Annotated in this window: 12 protein-coding genes; 3 read left to right on the plus strand and 9 right to left on the minus strand. The window is 72.4% G+C overall.

Features of this window, described 5'->3' with window-relative positions; genetic code table 11:
• Nucleotides 1-11: 11 nt before the first annotated feature.
• The 7 genes from leuS to mbhE form a co-directional block, all read right to left on the minus strand.
• A complete protein-coding gene (gene leuS, locus KBX50_RS29115; RefSeq protein WP_210941069.1) occupies nt 12-2,837 on the minus strand; it encodes a leucine--tRNA ligase in 2,826 nt (941 codons plus the stop codon).
• Between the two features lie 231 nt (nt 2,838-3,068).
• Nucleotides 3,069-3,431 (minus strand): monovalent cation/H(+) antiporter subunit G, encoded by a 363-nt coding sequence (gene mnhG / locus KBX50_RS29120; protein ID WP_210941070.1) that lies wholly within the window; start codon nt 3,429-3,431, stop codon nt 3,069-3,071.
• Nucleotides 3,428-3,685, minus strand: coding sequence for a monovalent cation/H+ antiporter complex subunit F (locus KBX50_RS29125; RefSeq protein ID WP_093401161.1), 258 nt, complete (start codon nt 3,683-3,685; stop codon nt 3,428-3,430). Before KBX50_RS29125 ends, mnhG begins: the two co-directional genes overlap by 4 nt.
• Nucleotides 3,686-3,687: 2 nt before the next feature.
• The gene (locus KBX50_RS29130; RefSeq protein ID WP_210941071.1) at nt 3,688-4,104 is read right to left on the minus strand and encodes a Na+/H+ antiporter subunit E; all 417 of its coding nucleotides are present in this window, start codon (nt 4,102-4,104) and stop codon (nt 3,688-3,690) included.
• Nucleotides 4,101-5,564 carry a proton-conducting transporter membrane subunit gene (locus tag KBX50_RS29135; protein WP_210941072.1) on the minus strand — a complete coding sequence of 488 codons (1,464 nt, stop codon included), beginning with the start codon at nt 5,562-5,564 and terminating at the stop codon, nt 4,101-4,103. The genes KBX50_RS29130 and KBX50_RS29135 overlap by 4 nt, the downstream gene beginning before the upstream one ends.
• Nucleotides 5,561-5,935, minus strand: a complete 375-nt coding sequence (locus KBX50_RS29140; protein WP_210941073.1) for a sodium:proton antiporter — start codon at nt 5,933-5,935, stop codon at nt 5,561-5,563. The genes KBX50_RS29135 and KBX50_RS29140 overlap by 4 nt, the downstream gene beginning before the upstream one ends.
• Nucleotides 5,932-8,700, minus strand: coding sequence for a hydrogen gas-evolving membrane-bound hydrogenase subunit E (mbhE, locus tag KBX50_RS29145; protein WP_210941074.1), 2,769 nt, complete (start codon nt 8,698-8,700; stop codon nt 5,932-5,934). The genes KBX50_RS29140 and mbhE overlap by 4 nt, the downstream gene beginning before the upstream one ends.
• A 253-nt stretch (nt 8,701-8,953) precedes the next feature.
• Between mbhE and KBX50_RS29150 the strand changes: the two genes are divergently transcribed.
• The 3 genes from KBX50_RS29150 to KBX50_RS29160 are packed head-to-tail and all read left to right on the plus strand — an operon-like array spanning nt 8,954 to nt 13,794.
• The gene (locus KBX50_RS29150) at nt 8,954-10,006 is read left to right on the plus strand and encodes a MoxR family ATPase (protein WP_210941075.1); all 1,053 of its coding nucleotides are present in this window, start codon (nt 8,954-8,956) and stop codon (nt 10,004-10,006) included.
• A 1-nt stretch (nt 10,007) separates the two neighbouring features.
• Nucleotides 10,008-11,306: a DUF58 domain-containing protein gene (locus KBX50_RS29155; protein ID WP_210941076.1), complete on the plus strand. Its 1,299-nt coding sequence runs from the start codon at nt 10,008-10,010 to the stop codon at nt 11,304-11,306.
• A 16-nt stretch (nt 11,307-11,322) separates the two neighbouring features.
• Complete coding sequence (locus KBX50_RS29160) at nt 11,323-13,794, plus strand: DUF3488 and transglutaminase-like domain-containing protein (protein ID WP_210941077.1); 2,472 nt, start codon at nt 11,323-11,325, stop codon at nt 13,792-13,794.
• 223 nt (nt 13,795-14,017) lie between these two features.
• Here KBX50_RS29160 and KBX50_RS29165 read toward each other — a convergent pair whose 3' ends face one another.
• A complete protein-coding gene (locus KBX50_RS29165) occupies nt 14,018-14,413 on the minus strand; it encodes a DUF3040 domain-containing protein (protein ID WP_093401169.1) in 396 nt (131 codons plus the stop codon).
• Between the two features lie 115 nt (nt 14,414-14,528).
• Nucleotides 14,529-15,788 (minus strand): DNA polymerase IV, encoded by a 1,260-nt coding sequence (locus tag KBX50_RS29170; RefSeq protein WP_210941078.1) that lies wholly within the window; start codon nt 15,786-15,788, stop codon nt 14,529-14,531.
• Nucleotides 15,789-15,790 lie beyond the last annotated feature (2 nt).

Consider the following 15,790-nt stretch of genomic DNA (forward strand, 5'->3'; position numbering starts at 1 on the left):
GGGTGGGTGGGCTATAGGACGATGGAGACCATCCGACCGGGCACGACGATGACCTTGCGGGGTTCCTTACCGGCCAGCGGAGCGGCCACCGCCGCCAGGGCCGCCTGCCGTACGTCGTCCTCGCCGGCGTCGGCGGGCACCTCGACGCGACCCCGGACCTTGCCGTTGACCTGCACCGGGTAGGTGACCGTCTCGGCGACCAGCAGGGCCGGGTCGGCGACCGGGAAGTCCGCGTACGTCAGCGAGGTGGAGTGGCCCAGCCGCTGCCACAGCTCCTCGGCGATGTGCGGGGCGAACGGCGCGACCATCAGCACCAGCGGCTCGGCCACCTCGCGTGGGGTACGCGACAGGCGGGTCACCCCGTTGGTCAGCTCGATCAGCTTGGCGATCGCGGTGTTGAACCGGATCTGCTCCATGTCGCCCCGGACACCGTCGACGACCTTGTGCAGCAGCCGCCGGGTCTGCTCGTCGGCCGGGTCGTCGGTGACCCGGGACTCGCCGGTCCGCTCGTCGACGATGGCCCGCCAGACCCGTTGCAGGAACCGGTACGAGCCGACCACCGCCCGGGTCTCCCACGGGCGGGACACCTCCAGCGGCCCCATCGACATCTCGTAGACCCGGAACGTGTCCGCGCCGTAGGCGGCACACATCTCGTCCGGAGTGACCACGTTCTTCAGGGACTTGCCCATTTTGCCGTACTCGCGGTTGACCTGGACGTCGCCCAGGAAGAAGCCGCCGTCGCGCTCGGCGACCTCCTCCGCCGGCACGTACGCGCCCCGGGCGTCGGTGTACGCGTACGCCTGGATGTAGCCCTGGTTGAACAGCTTGCGGAACGGCTCGAACGACGACACGTGGCCCAGGTCGTACAGCACCTTGTGCCAGAACCGGGCGTACAGCAGGTGCAGCACGGCGTGTTCGGCGCCGCCCACGTACAGGTCCACGCCGCCGCAGTCGCCCTCGCCACGCGGACCCATCCAGTACCGCTCGTTGTCCGCGTCGACGAACCGGTCGCCGTTTGTCGGGTCCAGGTAGCGCAGCTCGTACCAGCAGGAGCCGGCCCACTGCGGCATCACGTTGGTCTCCCGGGTGTAGCGCTTGGGGCCGTCACCCAGGTCCAGCTCGACCTCAACCCAGTCGCGGCGGCGCGACAGCGGCGTCTCCGGGTCGCTGGCCGCGTCCTCCGGCTCGAAGGTACGCGGGGAGAAGTCGTCCACCTCGGGCAACTCGACCGGCAGCATCTCCTCGGGCAGCGCGATGGCGGCGCCGTCGGCGTCGTACACGATCGGGAACGGCTCGCCCCAGTAGCGCTGCCGGCTGAACAGCCAGTCCCGCAGCCGGTAGGTGGTCGCGCCCTGACCGTTGCCGGTCTCCTCCAGCCAGCCGATGATCCGGGCCTTGGCGTCGGCCACCCCCAGGCCGTCCAGGTCCAGGCCGCGCTCGGGCGCGGCGCTGTTGATCGCTGGGCCCTCTCCGGTGTACGCCTTGCCGTCGAAGCCCTCCGGCGGCTGCACGGTACGCACGATCGGCAGCTCGAAGACTTCGGCGAACTCCCAGTCCCGCTCGTCCTGGGCGGGTACCGCCATGATCGCGCCGGTGCCGTAGCCGGCCAGCACGTAGTCCGCGATGAAGATCGGAATCTGCCCGCCGGTGACCGGGTTGGTGGCGTACGCGCCGGTGAAGACGCCGGTCTTCTCCTTCGTCTCGGCCTGCCGCTCCACGTCGGTCTTGGCCGCCGCCGCCTTGCGGTACGCCTCGACGGCCTCCCGCGGGCCGGCGTGCCCACCGGTCCACGCGTCCCGGGTGCCCTCCGGCCACGCCGCCGGCACCAGCGTGTCGACCAGCTCGTGCTCCGGGGCCAGCACCATGTACGTGGCGCCGAAGACGGTGTCGGGCCGGGTCGTGAACACCCGGATCGGGGCGACCGGGGTCGGGAAGTCGATGTGCGCGCCCTGCGACCGGCCGATCCAGTTGCGCTGCATCAGCTTGATCGGCTCGGGCCAGTCCAGCTTGTCCAGGTCGTCCAGCAGCCGGTCACCGTACGCGGTGATCCGCATCATCCACTGCTTCAGGTTGCGCTTGAAGACCGGGAAGTTGCCCCGCTCGGAGCGGCCGTCGGCGGTGACCTCCTCGTTGGCCAGCACCGTGCCCAGCCCGGGGCACCAGTTCACCGGCGCCTGCGACACGTACGCCAGGCGGTGATCGTCGACGATGGCGCGCCGCTCGGCGGCTGACAGCTCCGCCCACGGCCGGCCGTCCGGGGTGCGCCGCACGCCACCGGCGAACTCGGCGATCAGCTCAGTGATCGGCCGGGCCCGGCCGGCCTCCTGGTCGTACCAGGAGTTGAAGATCTGCAGGAAGATCCACTGGGTCCAGCGGTAGAAGTCGGTGTCGATGGTGGCCACCGAACGCCGCTGGTCGTGGGCCAGCCCCAGCCGGCGCAGCTGCGCCCGGTAGCGCTCGATGTTGGCCTCGGTGGTGGTCCGGGGGTGGGTGCCGGTCTGCACCGCGTACTGCTCGGCGGGCAGCCCGAACGCGTCGAAACCCATCGCGTGCAGCACGTTGCGGCCGGCCATCCGCTGGTACCTGGCGAAACAGTCGGTGCCGATGTAGCCCAGCGGATGCCCGACGTGCAGCCCGGCCCCGGACGGGTACGGGAACATGTCCAGCACGTACAGCTTCTCCGCACCGGATCGCGGATGGGCCGGATCGGCCAGCGGACCGGACGGGTTCGGCGCGTGGAAGGCGCCCTCCCGCTCCCACCGGTCCTGCCAGCGGCTTTCGATCTCGTCGGCCAGCGCTGCGGTGTACCGGAACGGTGGGACGTCTGCCTCGGTCATGGCCTTCTCCTCGCGTCGCTCGGCGGAGTCTGTCGGAGTGCTGGCTGGTCTCGGGTCTGCCACACCGGCCCGTCGCGGGCCGGCAGCGGGCACGAAAAAGCCCCTCACGCAGGAGGGGCCGCCGTGCTGTCGCGCGTTCAGCGCATCAGCACGGCCCGGTAAGAAGCAGGAAGACTCCGGCCATGACCGGCAGTGTACCGCGCGTGGTGTGTCGCCGCCGCCCACCACCCCTCAGACCGGATCCGGGGGCGGCCCGTCGCCCCCCTCACCGGCCCGGCCGCCGAGTTCGTCGTAGCGGGTGATCGGTGCCAGCGGCGCCCCGGACCGGTAGGCCGCCCGCCCCAGGGCGTAGCCGCCGATCGGCGCGGTGAACAGTTGCAGCCCGACGGCGGCCAGGCCCACCACGGCGGTACGCCAGCCGGGAATCAGCAGCAGCACGCCGAACAGGACGCAGCTCAGCCCCAGGCTGGCCGCCTTGGCCACGGAATTCATCCGGTGGTAGACGTCCGGCAGGCGGATCAGGCCGACCGCGCTGGTCGCGATCAGCGCGGTGCCGAGCAGCAGCAACGTCGACGCCGCCAGGGTGCGGATCATCGCTGCCGCCGGTGCACCAACCGGGCCATCGCCACCGTCGCCAGGAAACTCACAAGCGTTCCGGTCAGCACCAGGTCGAGCAGATCGGGGGCATGCAGCCGGGCGGCGAGCACCGCCAGGGCCGCCAGGAAGACGAAGAAGCCGAGATCCAGGGCGGCCGCCCGGTCGGCGTCGGTCGGACCGACCACCAGCCGGACGATCACCACCGCCATCGAGCCGGCGAGGACCACGAGCACCGAGTCGAGCAGGATCATCGTCACCTCCGGGTCACCTCCGACCGGCCGGCGTCCGGGCCGTCCGGGTGGGCGGCCGGGCGCAGGGCGGCCAGCAACCGCCACTCCAGTTCGGTCACCGCCCGCCGGAACGCCACCGGGTCCGCGGCGTACATGCCGTGCACCCAGAGCGCGGCGTTGGGTTTGCGGTGCACGCCCAGGGTCAGCGTGCCCGGAGTCAGGCTCACCGCCAGCGCCACCGCGGCCACTTCGGTCTCGGTGGTCGCCCGCAGCGGCACCCGCACCACCGCCGGCGTCAGCCGGGAGCCCGGCGTCAGAATCTCCCAGGCCACGGCGAGGTTCGCCTGGACCAGCCGGACCGCGAAGTAGCCGGCGAACCGCAGCAGGCGTCGAGCCCGCACCACCGTGCGGCGAGGGATCGTCATCGCGCCGGTGCTCATCGGCCGGTCACCGCCCGTACGTAGCCCGCCGGGTCACGCAGCCCGGCCGCCGCCGTGTCGGCGAGCGTCAGCAGCGGTGCAGCCGCCAGCCCGGCCGCCAGAGAGAGGCCGGCCAGCGCCAGCGGTGGGCCGACCAGCGTCGGGCCGATCCGCTTCGCCACGGTCGACGAGGCCGGCGGGTCCCCGGTGAACAGCGCGCTCCAGACCTTCAGCATGGACAGCAGGGTGACCAGGCTGACCAGCACCGCGACCGCCATGGCCAGCCAGGCGCCGGTCTCCGCGGTGGCCCGCAGCAGCAGGAACTTCGCCAGGAACCCGGAGAACGGCGGCAGGCCGGCCAGCGACAGCGCCGCCCCGGCGAAGGCCAGGGCGAGCGCCGGACGTTGTCCAGCCAGACCGCCGGAACCGTCGAGCCGGTCGGTGCCGCGCCCGGCGCGTACCGCTGCGGCGCACAGGAACAGCGCCGCCTTGACCACGATGTACTGGGCCAGGTAGTAGACCGCCGCGGCCAGCGCGGCGGCGGTGAACAGGGCCAGGCCGAGCAGTACGTAGCCGAGCTGGCTGACCATGTGGAAGGTCAGGATCCGCCGCAGCGAACTCTCGCCCACAGCCCCGAGCACGCCGACCACCATCGACCCGAGCGCCACCGCGCCGAGCAGCCAGCGGTATCCGGGATCGCCGCCGTACATGACCGCGTAGATCCGGATCACCGCGTAGAGACCGACCTTGGTCAGCAGCCCGGAGAAGAGCGCCACCACCACCGGCGAGGCCACCGGATAGGTGCGGGGCAGCCAGTCGTGCAGCGGTACCAGCGCACTCTTGACACCGAGGGCGAGCAGCACCACGCCGCCGGCGACCGCGACGGTCGGTTGGTCGCGTGCCGCGCCGGCCAGGTCGCCCAGCCCGACCACGCCGGTGGTGCCGTAGACCAGGGCCACCCCGGCCAGCAGCAGGGTGGACCCGAGCAGGTTGGTGGCCACGTACACCCGTCCCGCGCCGCCGCGCCCGGCCCCTCCGGCCAGGCTCAGCAGCACGTACGAGGGCACCAGCATCACCTCGATGAGCACGAAGAGGTTGAACAGATCGGTGGTGAGGAACGCGCCGCCGGACCCGGCCGCGAGCACCAGCACCAGCGGCAGGAAGTACGGGCGACGGTCGTCTCCGGAGCCGACGGCGGCGACGAGACAGCCGAGCACCACCAGCGCCGTCACCGTGACCAGCAGGGCGCTGAGCACGTCTGCCGCCAGGCTGATGGCGATCGAACTGGGCCAGCCACCGACCCGCAGCACGGCCAACGCGCCCCCACCGGTCCACGCCAGCAGCACCAGGCCGGTCGCCAGCACCACCGTCATGGTGCTGAACGCGCCGACCCGATGCAGCCTGGTGCGGCCCGGCAGGGCGAGCAGCACCCCGGCGACGAGCAGCGGCCCGACCACCGGGATCAGCAGCAGACCGCTCACCGGCGCCGCCCCGTTGTCCCGTGCCCGCCCTCTCCGCCGGCGCCGTCACCGTCGGAATCGGCGTCGCCGCCGGTCGGATCTGCGGCGGGCCCACCGGCACCGCGTCGCAGCAGGCCGAGCAGATGGATGGTGATCCCGAAGCTGATCACGATCGCGGTCAGCACGAACGCCTGCGGCAACGGATCGGCGGTGTCGGGACCGACCTCCTCCAGCACCGCGGTCCGTCGGCCCAGCCCACCGGCGGCGAGCAGCACCACATTGACGGCGTGGCCGAGCAGCACGAAGCCCAGCACCACGCGCAGCAGGCCCGGCCGCAGCAGCAGGAACACCCCCGCGGCCACCAGGACGCCGACCACCAACGCGGCGCTCACCGGGCACCTCCGGTCTCCGGCTGGCCGGTCAGCAGGTCGGCCGGCTGGTTCGGCGCTACGCCGAGGCGGCGCACCGCGGCCACCACCAGTGCCAGGACCATCAGGTAGACCCCGAGATCGAACAGCAGTGACGTGGACAGCGATGGCAACGGATCCGGTGTGGCGAGGGTGAGTGGCGCGAGCAGCGACCGACCTGCTGCGAGCGGCACCAGCGCGGCGACCGTCGCGGTCAGCAGCCCGGTCGCCACCAGCGGCGCCGACCTGAGCCGACTCAGCAGTGGCGCGCCGTCGGGGTGCGCCAACTGGCCGAGCCCGACGGCGGTGCCCGCCAGCAGCGCCCCGATGAAGCCGCCGCCGGTCTCCTCGTGTCCGCGTAGGAACAGCACCGCTGAGGCGAGCAGCATCACCGGGGCGAGCACCCGGTAGGCGAGGCCGAGCACGAGGTCGTCGCCGGCCGGCCCGGTGCTGGCCGGCTCGACCGGGCGACCGGCGGCGAGCCGGACCAGCCCGAGTGCCACCACCGCGAGCACCACCGCCTCGCCGAGGGTGTCCAGGGCCCGGAAGTCCACCAGGATGGTGTTGACGACGTTGGCACCGCCGGTCAACGCCTCCGCCCGGTCGAGGTACCACCGGCCAGGGCCGGACACCTGGTCGCGTCCGGTCAGCACGGCGGTACCGGCGGCGGCCGCGACACCGGTGGCGACCGCGAGCAGGGCCGCGCCCACGACCGGCCGGCGCCGTCCGACGGGCGCGAGCCGAGGCGGCTGCTGCCGCAGGGCCAGCATGACGACCACTGCGGTCAGCACCTCCACCAGCATCAGGGTCAACGCCACGTCCGGCGCTCCGACGGTCAGGAACCACGCCGACAGCAGCAGCCCCACCACTCCGGTGAGGCCGATCGCCGCCAGCGCGGAGCGCGCCACCAGCAGCCCGGCGAGCGCCGCCACGAGCAGCCCCAGCAGCAGCCAGTCACCGGGCCGGGCCGGATCGCCACCATCCAGTCCGGCCGGGACGTCGGTCAGCGTCACCGCCGCGACCGCGGCCAGGGCCACCGTCGCCAGCAACGGCCGGGCCAGGTATGGGGCCGGGCCCGGCGCGTGCGCGGTCCGGGCGACGACCGAGCCCGCATGCAGCACCGACTGCCGGGCGCGCTCGAACAACTCGGCGAACGGCGGGGCGGTCGGTACGGCCCGAAGCCACCGGTCCACCCGGACTCGGCCGAGGAACATCAACACGCCCAGCAGCACGGTGAGCACGCTCAGCCCCAACGCCGGGGTGAAGCCGTGCCAGAAGGCCAGATAGGGCGGCGTACCCTCCGGGCGGGCATCGTCCGCGGCCCGCTCCACCAGCGGGCTCAGCACGGCCACCGTCGGGCCGAGCACGGTCGCCGCCACCGCGGCCACCGCGGCCGGGGCGAGAAACGCCCAGGACGGCTCGCGCAGCTGGCGTTGCCGGGTCGGTCCCTCCATCATCCCGTGCACCAGGCGGGCCGCGTACGCGAAGGTGAGCACCGAGGCGAGCACCCCGAGCCCGGCCGCGCACCAGCCCAACCACCCTCCCCCGTAGGCCCCGCCGAGGGCCTCGAAGATCGCCTCCTTGCCGACGAAGCCGATGGTCGGGGGCAGGCCGGCCATCGACATCGCCGCCAGCGCGGTGAGCCAGACCGTCGCCGGCATCACCCGGTGCAGCCCCGCCAGTTCCCGCACGTCGCGGCTGCCCGCCTGGTGGTCGATGATGCCGACCAGCATGAACAGGGTCGCTTTGAACAGCGCGTGGGCGACGGTGTAGAGGATCGCTGCCGCGTCGGCGTCCGGGGTGCCGACGCCGATCACCCCGACCAGCAGGCCGAGCTGACTGACCGTGGAGTACGCCAGCAGCGCCTTCAGGTCGTACTGACGCAGCGCGAGCAGCGCGCCGAGGATCGCGGTGAGCAGGCCGACGGCGATCAGGGTGCCGTCCCACGCCCAGGAGCCGCCGAACACCGCCGAGAACCGCATCAGCAGGTAGACGCCGGCCTTCACCATCGTCGCCGCGTGCAGGTACGCGCTCACCGGCGTGATCGCCACCATCGCGCCGGGCAGCCAGAAGTGGAACGGCAACTGCGCGGACTTGGTGAACGCCGCGACGATGACCAGTGTCCCCACCACCCAGACCGGACCCCCGCTCAGCCGCTCCGGCTCGCTAACGATGGTGTCCAGGCTGGTGGTGCCGAGGTGCACCGTCAGCAGCACGATCGCGGCCAGCAGCGCGAGACCGCCGGTGACGGTGACCAGCAGCGCCTGCACGGCCGGTCCGGTGGCCGCCGGTCGGCCGCCCTGCCCGATCAGGACGAAGGAGAGGATCGAGGTGAGTTCCCAGAAGACGAAGAGCACCAGCAGGTCGTCGGCGAGGACCAGGCCCAGCATCGCGGCGGCGAAGAGGGTCATCGTGACGTACACCCGCTGCTGCTCGTCCTCGCTGCCGTCGAGGTAACGGGGGCAGTAGGCCATGATGAGCGCCCCCACGCCGAGCGCCAGCAACGCGAAGACCAACCCCAGCGCGTCCATCCGTAGCGCCGCGTGCACCGCCAGGCTGGGCAGCCACCGCCAGGCCACGGTGACTTCCCCGTCGTCGAGGATCACCGGCAACCGGGTGAGCAGCAGCGCCGCCGCGACGAGATAGCCGGCGGCCAGCGGATAGCCGGCGTCGCGGCCGAAGCGCCGCACCAGCAGCGGTACGCAGGCCGCCAGGCCGACCTGCCAGGCGAGCACGGCGGCGAGGATCACCTCGTCATGTCCTCCTGTCCGGCAGGCGATTCGGGCCCGCTTACCCGGCAGAACCGATGACATGCGCTGTGTGAATGACAAATCACTGCGTAAGCGCTCAAACACCTGCGGCGGTCGGCGTTGACGACAAACATGGTTAGCCTGAGAGGCCAGTGAGATTGCCGCGGCACATGAGGCTCGCACGTCGCGAACGAAACGGCGGGGCCAGGTGCTCTTGTAGAGAGCTGCCGTGACGGCGACGAGGAGGAGGCCCGTGACACAACAGACCTGGGACGACGTTGGCGGTCTGCTGCCGTACGACGAGTTCCGCGCCGCCAGTGACGCGATCGTTACCAACATCGAACAGGTCATCGAGGGCAAGACCGCGACCGTGCGACTGGCGCTGGCCGTCCTGCTCGCCGAGGGTCACCTGCTCATCGAGGACGTGCCCGGGGTCGGCAAGACCAAACTGGCCAAGGCCCTGGCCCGGTCGATCGACTGTTCGGTACGCCGCATCCAGTTCACGCCCGACCTGCTGCCCAGCGACGTCACCGGGGTCAGCGTCTACAACCAGGAGACCCACGACTTCGAGTTCCGTCCGGGTGCCGTCTTCGCGAACCTGGTCGTCGGCGACGAGATCAACCGGGCCTCGCCGAAGACCCAGTCCGCGCTGCTGGAGTGCATGGAGGAACGGCAGGTCACCGTCGACGGGGTGACCTACCAGTTGCAGACGCCGTTCATGGTGATCGCCACCCAGAACCCGATCGAGATGGAAGGCACCTACCCGCTGCCGGAGGCGCAGCGCGACCGGTTCACCGCCCGCATCGCGATGGGATACCCGGACCTGACCGCCGAGCTGGCCATGCTCGACGGACACGGTGCGGTCGACCCGCTGTCCGGGTTGCGGCCGGTCTCCGACGCCGACACCGTACGCCGGCTGATCGGTCACGTCCGGCAGGTGCACGTCGCCGACGCGGTCAAGCAGTACGCGGTCGACCTGGTCACCGCCACCCGCGAGTCACCCGACCTGCGTCTGGGCGCCTCCCCCCGGTGCACCCTGCAACTGCTGCGCACCGCCCGCGCGGTGGCCGCCCTCGACGGGCGGGACTACGTCCTGCCCGACGACCTCCAGGTGCTCGCCGTGCCGGTGCTGGCGCACCGGATCATCCCCACGGCCGACGCCCAGCTCGCCCGGCGTACCACCGACGCGATCGTCGCCGACCTGGTGCACCGGCTGCCGCTGCCGCACGACCGCAAGCGCTCGCCCTACGACACCCGACCACCGAGCGGTAACGGCCGGGCCCCCTTCGAGCCGCGGAGGCCGTGACGTGCGTGACGGGCTGCGCGGGCTGACCACCCGCGGCCGCTCCTTCCTGGCCGCGGCGGTGGCGGCGGCCATCTCCGCCGGCATCCTCGGCGAGAAGGACCTGCTGCGGGTGGCCGTGCTGCTGGCCGTCCTGCCGCTGCTCGCCGCGCTGTATGTCGGCCGCAGCCGCTACAAGCTCGCCTGCCACCGGTCGCTGGAGCCGCACCGGGTGCCGGTCGGCGCGACCGCCCGGGTGGTGCTGCGCCTGCAGAACATGTCCCGGCTGCCCACCGGCACCCTGCTGCTGGAGGACCGGCTTCCGTACGCCCTCGGCAGCCGCCCCCGGGTGGTGCTGGAACGTCTCGGCGCGCACCAGGCCAGCTCCGTGGCCTACACGGTGCGGGCCGACGTGCGGGGCCGGTACGAGGTGGGGCCGCTGGTGGTCCGGATGACCGACCCCTTCGGCCTCTGCGAACTCAGCCGCGCCTTCCCCGGCACCGACCGGCTCACCGTCGTTCCGCAGGTGGTCCCCCTGCCGTCGGTGCGGCTGCCCGGCGAGTACGCCGGCAGCGGCGAGAGTCGGGCCCGCTCGGTGGCGGTGCACGGCGAGGACGATGCGGCCACCCGGGAATACCGGCGCGGCGACGACCTGCGCCGGGTGCACTGGAAGTCGACCGCGCGCACCGGCGAGCTGATGGTGCGCCGGGAGGAGCAGCCCTGGGAGAGCCGGGCGACGGTGCTGCTGGACACCCGCGCGTACGGACATCAGGGCGACGGTCCGACGGCGAGCTTCGAGTGGGCGGTCTCGGCCGCCGCCAGCATCGCGGTGCACCTGCGGCAGGCCGGGTACAAGCTCCGCCTGGTCACCGGCTCGGGCGCGGACGTCGACGCCACCGAGGGCGCCGGCGACGGCCTGCTGCTCGACCAGCTCGCGGAGGTCCGGCTCGACCAACGGGTCGAGATCACCACTCTGGTGCAGCACGTACGGCAACGCGCCGACGGCGGGCTGATCATCGGACTGTTCGGGTCGCTGAGCACCGCCGAGGCGGAGCTGCTGGCCGGGCTGCGCGCCAACGGCGCCACCTGTGTCTGCTTCCTGTTGGACAGCTCCGCCTGGCTGAACCTGCCGACGCCCGCGCGGGCCGAGGCCGATCAGGCACACGACGCCGCGGCGCTGGCGCTGCTGCAGTCCGGCTGGCGGGTGATCGGCGTCGATCACGGCGGCCGGCTAGCGGCGCTCTGGCCGCAGGCCGGGCGGGGCTCGCAGGGGTTCGCGCTGCGCGCGGCGATGGCCGAGACCGTGGCCGGTGGCGTGCGATGAACGGAAGGTCCCCCTCATGATCGCCCATCGGAACCTGGGCCTGGTGGCCGCCGGCGCGACGTTGCTCGCGGCAGCACCGCTGTCGGCCATCTTCGAACGCTGGACGTGGCTGGTCCAGGCGGTCATCGCGGTGGCCGCGGTGGCGGCCGCGGCGTCACTGGCCCGGCTCGGCCGGACCCCGCTGTGGGTGCAGATCCTGGCCATGGTCGGCGGTCTCACCCTGGCCCTGACCTGGCTGTTCCCCAGCGGCTCCGAACTGCTCGCGGTGCTGCCCACCCCGGCCACCTTCGGGCACTTCGCCGAGTTGCTCGGCAACTCGGTCGAGGACATGCGCTCCCACGGCGTGAAGGTTCCGGACACCGACCCGCTGCTGTTCATCACCGTGCTCGGCATCGGCGGAGTGGCGGTGCTGGTGGACGTGCTCTGCGTCGGGCTGCGCCGCCCCGCCCTGGCCGGGCTGCCCATGCTTGCCATCTACTCGGTGCCGGTCGCGGTCTACGTGGACAGCGTCCCGCCGGTGCCCTTCGCGATCGGCGCCGCCGGTTTCCTGTGGCTGCTGGTCACCGACAACGTGGACCGGGTCCGCCGGTTCGGCCGTCGGTTCACCGGCGACGGCCGCGACGTCGATGTCTGGGAGTCGTCCCCGTTGGCCGCCGCCGGCCGGCGGCTGGCGGTGGTGGGCCTCGCACTCGCCGTGCTGGTGCCGTTGGCCGTGCCGGGAATGACCGCCGGCTTGATGACCACGCTCAACTCCGGCCCCGGCTCCGGCATCGGCCCCGGGTTCGGTGGCTCCCCCGGCCGGGTCGACCTCTTCGCCGCGCTCAGTGGCCAGCTCAACCAGTCCCAGGTGACCGACCTGGTGACGGTCACCACCACCGAGGAGGAGCCGTTCTATCTGCGCTTCGGGGTCGCCGACGACCTGCGTACCGACGGCTTCCGGGTGCGCGGCCCCAACGGTAGGCGGGTCACCGGCGACCTGCCCGATCCCTCGGGGCGGTCGGTGCCGGGCATCCAACGCACCCGGCAACGGGCCACCGTGCAGGTGAGCCGCGAGCTGAACATGCCGCTGCTGCCGGTCTACGCCGAACCGGTCAGCTTCGCCGAGCTGGGCAACAACTGGTTCTACGACCCGAACCTGCAGGTCGTCTTCTCCAACCGGGAGAACTCCCGGGGCAAGGAGTACTCCTTCGACTACGTACGCTCGTCGTACAGTCCGCAGGCGTTGCGGCGGGCTCAGCCGCTGCCGGCGGACCTGCCGCTGCGCCGGCAGCAGACCGTGACGCCGGACGTGCCGGAGGTCCGGGCCCTGGTGGAGGACCTGATCCGGGGCGCGCGCACCGAGTACGACAAGGTGCGAGCCATCTACAACTACTTCTCCGAGGACAACGGCTTCAGCTACCGGCTCAGCACCGAGCAGGGCAGCAGTGGCCAGGCGATTCTCGATTTCCTGGAGAACAAGGTCGGCTACTGCCAGCAGTACGCCGCCGCGCTGGCCTGGATGGTCCGCGACGCGGGCATCCCGGCCCGGGTCGCCTTCGGGTTCACCAACGGCAGCCGCCGCAGCGATGACACCCTCACCCTGACCAACCGCAATCTGCACGCCTGGACCGAGGTCTACTTCGACCAGATCGGCTGGGTGCCGTTCGACGCCACCCCGGCCTACGGTGTGCCGGGCTCGACCCGCTCGGCGTGGGCACCGGACGTGGACGCCCCGGAGGAGAGCACGCCGCAGGGCGGCAGCGCGGACACGCCCGAGGAGACGGATCCGTCGGCCGAGGCGGAGCAGGGACCGAACCAGTTCGAGGAGGGCGAGGACCCGGGTGCGGCGGTCGGCTCCGACACTCCCGCCGCGCAGACGCCCGTCTGGCCGTGGCTGGTCGCCGCCAGCCTCCTGACGCTGCTGGTGCTGCTCGCCGTGCCCGCACTGCGCCGACTCGCGCTGCGCCGCCGTCGGGGCCGGCCGGCACCGGCGGTGCGGTCGGTCGACGCGCCGGACGCGGACCCGTCGGCGACCGGTCAACCGGTCGTGGTGGTCGCCACCGATCCGGACCGGGCGCGGGCCGACGCGCACGCCGCCTGGGACGAGCTGATCGACACGCTTGTCGACTACCGGGTCGGGGTGGATCGGACGGAAACCCCCCGCGCCACGGCGGAGCGGGTTGCCCGGGAGCGCCTGGCCGCGCAGACCGACGCCGGCTCGGCGGTACGTCTGCTCGGACGTGCGGAGGAGCGAGCCCGTTACGCCCGGGACCCGTTGACCGGCGAACCGTTGCCGGCGGCCCTACGGACGGTGCGCGGTGCGCTGGCCGGGCAGGCCGACCGGCGGACCCGGCTGGTGGCGACCATGCTGCCGCCGTCGGTGTTGTCCCGGTGGCGCACCGCCATCGCGGACAACTCGTCACGACTGGTCAACTCGGCCGGGCAGGTGCGCCGGAGGCTGCTGCGGTTCAGTCCACGCCGGCTGATCGCCAGCCGCGCGGGTCGCTGAACACCAACCACGATGTCAGGGTGACATGAAATGTCACCCTGACCTGACGTTGAATGCTCTGTCAGCCCGTCCCGGCGACACTCACCGGCAACCGGCCGGGCGACAGCTGACAGCGGCAGGAGGGCAACACGAAGCCTCGCACGGCACCGTGGCCGTTTGCGCGCCACTCACCCCGGGCGGTCGGCCCGGGGTGACGTGCTTCCTCGTCAGCGGCGGAACGGAGTCAGCGGTGCCCCTCCGGGCGCTGCCGCCACCGGTCCTCCATCCGGTCGAGGAAACCCGACCTCCGTCCGGCACGGCCTCGGGGCCGGCGACGACTCGCCGTGCCCCCGACGACGTGCAGGTCGGGTGACTGCGCCCGACGGTGCGACTGCACCGCGAACGCGGCCGAGGCCAACATGACAACGAATCCCGCCACTGCCAGCGGCGGAGTCTTGATCACCGCGCCATAGACCAGCAACGCCAGGCCAGCGATGATCAGGCCGGCAGCGACGAGCAGGCGACGCCGCGCGTGGAAGCGCGGATCGCTGGCGCGCACCGCCGAGGCGAACTTGGGGTCCTCGGCAAGCGACCGCTCGATCTGCTCGAACAGCCGCTGCTCGTGCTCCGAGAGCGGCACGGCACTCCTCCCCGGTCACGTTGGTCGGTCCGGTCGGACCGACAGACCGTGGCAGCCAACCGGCTGCTTACCCGCAAGTCTACGAGGGCCCCCGCGCGTCGGAAAGCGGGACGACCTACGGCCGGGTCGGATTTTCATTTCGTCGGGGATCGCGCCCGGTGAGAAGACTGGCCGGTCCTATGACGGACCGCCCGAAACGGGCAGCCGCCGCGTCGGCTGCCACCTCCGCCTCCCGCCAGCCCCGCTCCGGCTGGCCGAGGGCGAGCTGCTGCGGCGTCTGGTCCGCCGCCGTCAATCCTTCCGCCCGGACACCGAGCAGGCGAATCCGCTCACCCGGATCCAGCGCGGTGTAGAGCGCCCAGGACGTGTCGAACATCTCCCGAGCCACGTCGGTGGGCACGTCCAGGGTGCGTGCCCGGCTCACCGTGCGGAAATCGGCGGTGCGCACCTTGAGCGAGACCGTCCGCCCCACCTGCCCGCTGGCTCGCAACCGGGCGCCGACCTTCTCGGACAGGGCCAGCAGCGTACGACGGATCTCGGCCGGATCGTCGACATCCACGTCGAAGGTGACCTCCGCGCCGATCGACTTCTCGGCCTGCTCCGGGCTGACCCGGCGCGGGTCACGGCCCCAGGACAGCTCGTGCAGGTGCGCGGCGGCCGCCTCGCCGAGCGCGGTCCGCAACATGCCCAGCGGCGCCTGCGCGAGGTCACCGACCGTACGCAGACCGAGTCGCAGCAGCGCCTGCTCGGAACGCTCACCCACCCCCCACAGCGCGGCGACCGGTAGCGGGTGGAGGAACTCGAGCACCCGGTCGGCCGGCACCACGAGCAGACCGTCGGGCTTCGCCCGGGTCGAGCCGAGCTTGGCCACGAACTTGCTCGATGCGACCCCGACCGAACAGGTAAGCCCCTGCTCCTCGGCGACCCGCTCCCGGATGCGACGGGCGATCGTCGCCGGCCGACCGAACAGTCGTCGGGCACCTGCGACGTCGAGGAAGGCTTCGTCCAGCGAGAGCGGCTCGACCAGCGGCGTGACGTCCCGGAAAATCTGCATGACCGCCCGCGAGGCCGCCGAGTAGCTGGCGAAGTCGGGGGCGAGAAACACCGCGTGCGGGCAGAGCGCACGGGCCCGCATCGTGGGCATGGCGCTGCGAACGCCGTACCGCCGGGCCTCGTAGCTGGCCGAACTGACCACGCCGCGGGGACCGACCCCGCCGACCACGATGGCCCGGCCGCGCAGCTCGGGGCGGTGACGGACCTCCACCGAGGCGTAGAAGGCGTCCATGTCGACGTGCAGGATCGGGCACCCGGCGTCGTCGGCGCCGGGCCCGAACCGGGGATCACCGCCCCGGGGTAGCGACTGGCTGCGGCCCACCC

Origin of the sequence: Micromonospora sp. C51 (genome assembly GCF_018070435.1) — a bacterium.
GTDB classification, from domain to species: domain Bacteria; phylum Actinomycetota; class Actinomycetes; order Mycobacteriales; family Micromonosporaceae; genus Micromonospora; species Micromonospora sediminimaris.

Coding starts and splice junctions, on each gene's coding strand:
- leuS (WP_210941069.1), bottom strand. CDS start 2,837: ATGACCGAGGCAGACGTCCCACCGTTCCGGTACACCGCAGCGCTGGCC.
- mnhG (WP_210941070.1), bottom strand. CDS start 3,431: ATGATCCGCACCCTGGCGGCGTCGACGTTGCTGCTGCTCGGCACCGCG.
- KBX50_RS29125 (WP_093401161.1), bottom strand. CDS start 3,685: ATGATCCTGCTCGACTCGGTGCTCGTGGTCCTCGCCGGCTCGATGGCG.
- KBX50_RS29130 (WP_210941071.1), bottom strand. CDS start 4,104: ATGAGCACCGGCGCGATGACGATCCCTCGCCGCACGGTGGTGCGGGCT.
- KBX50_RS29160 (WP_210941077.1), top strand. CDS start 11,323: ATGATCGCCCATCGGAACCTGGGCCTGGTGGCCGCCGGCGCGACGTTG.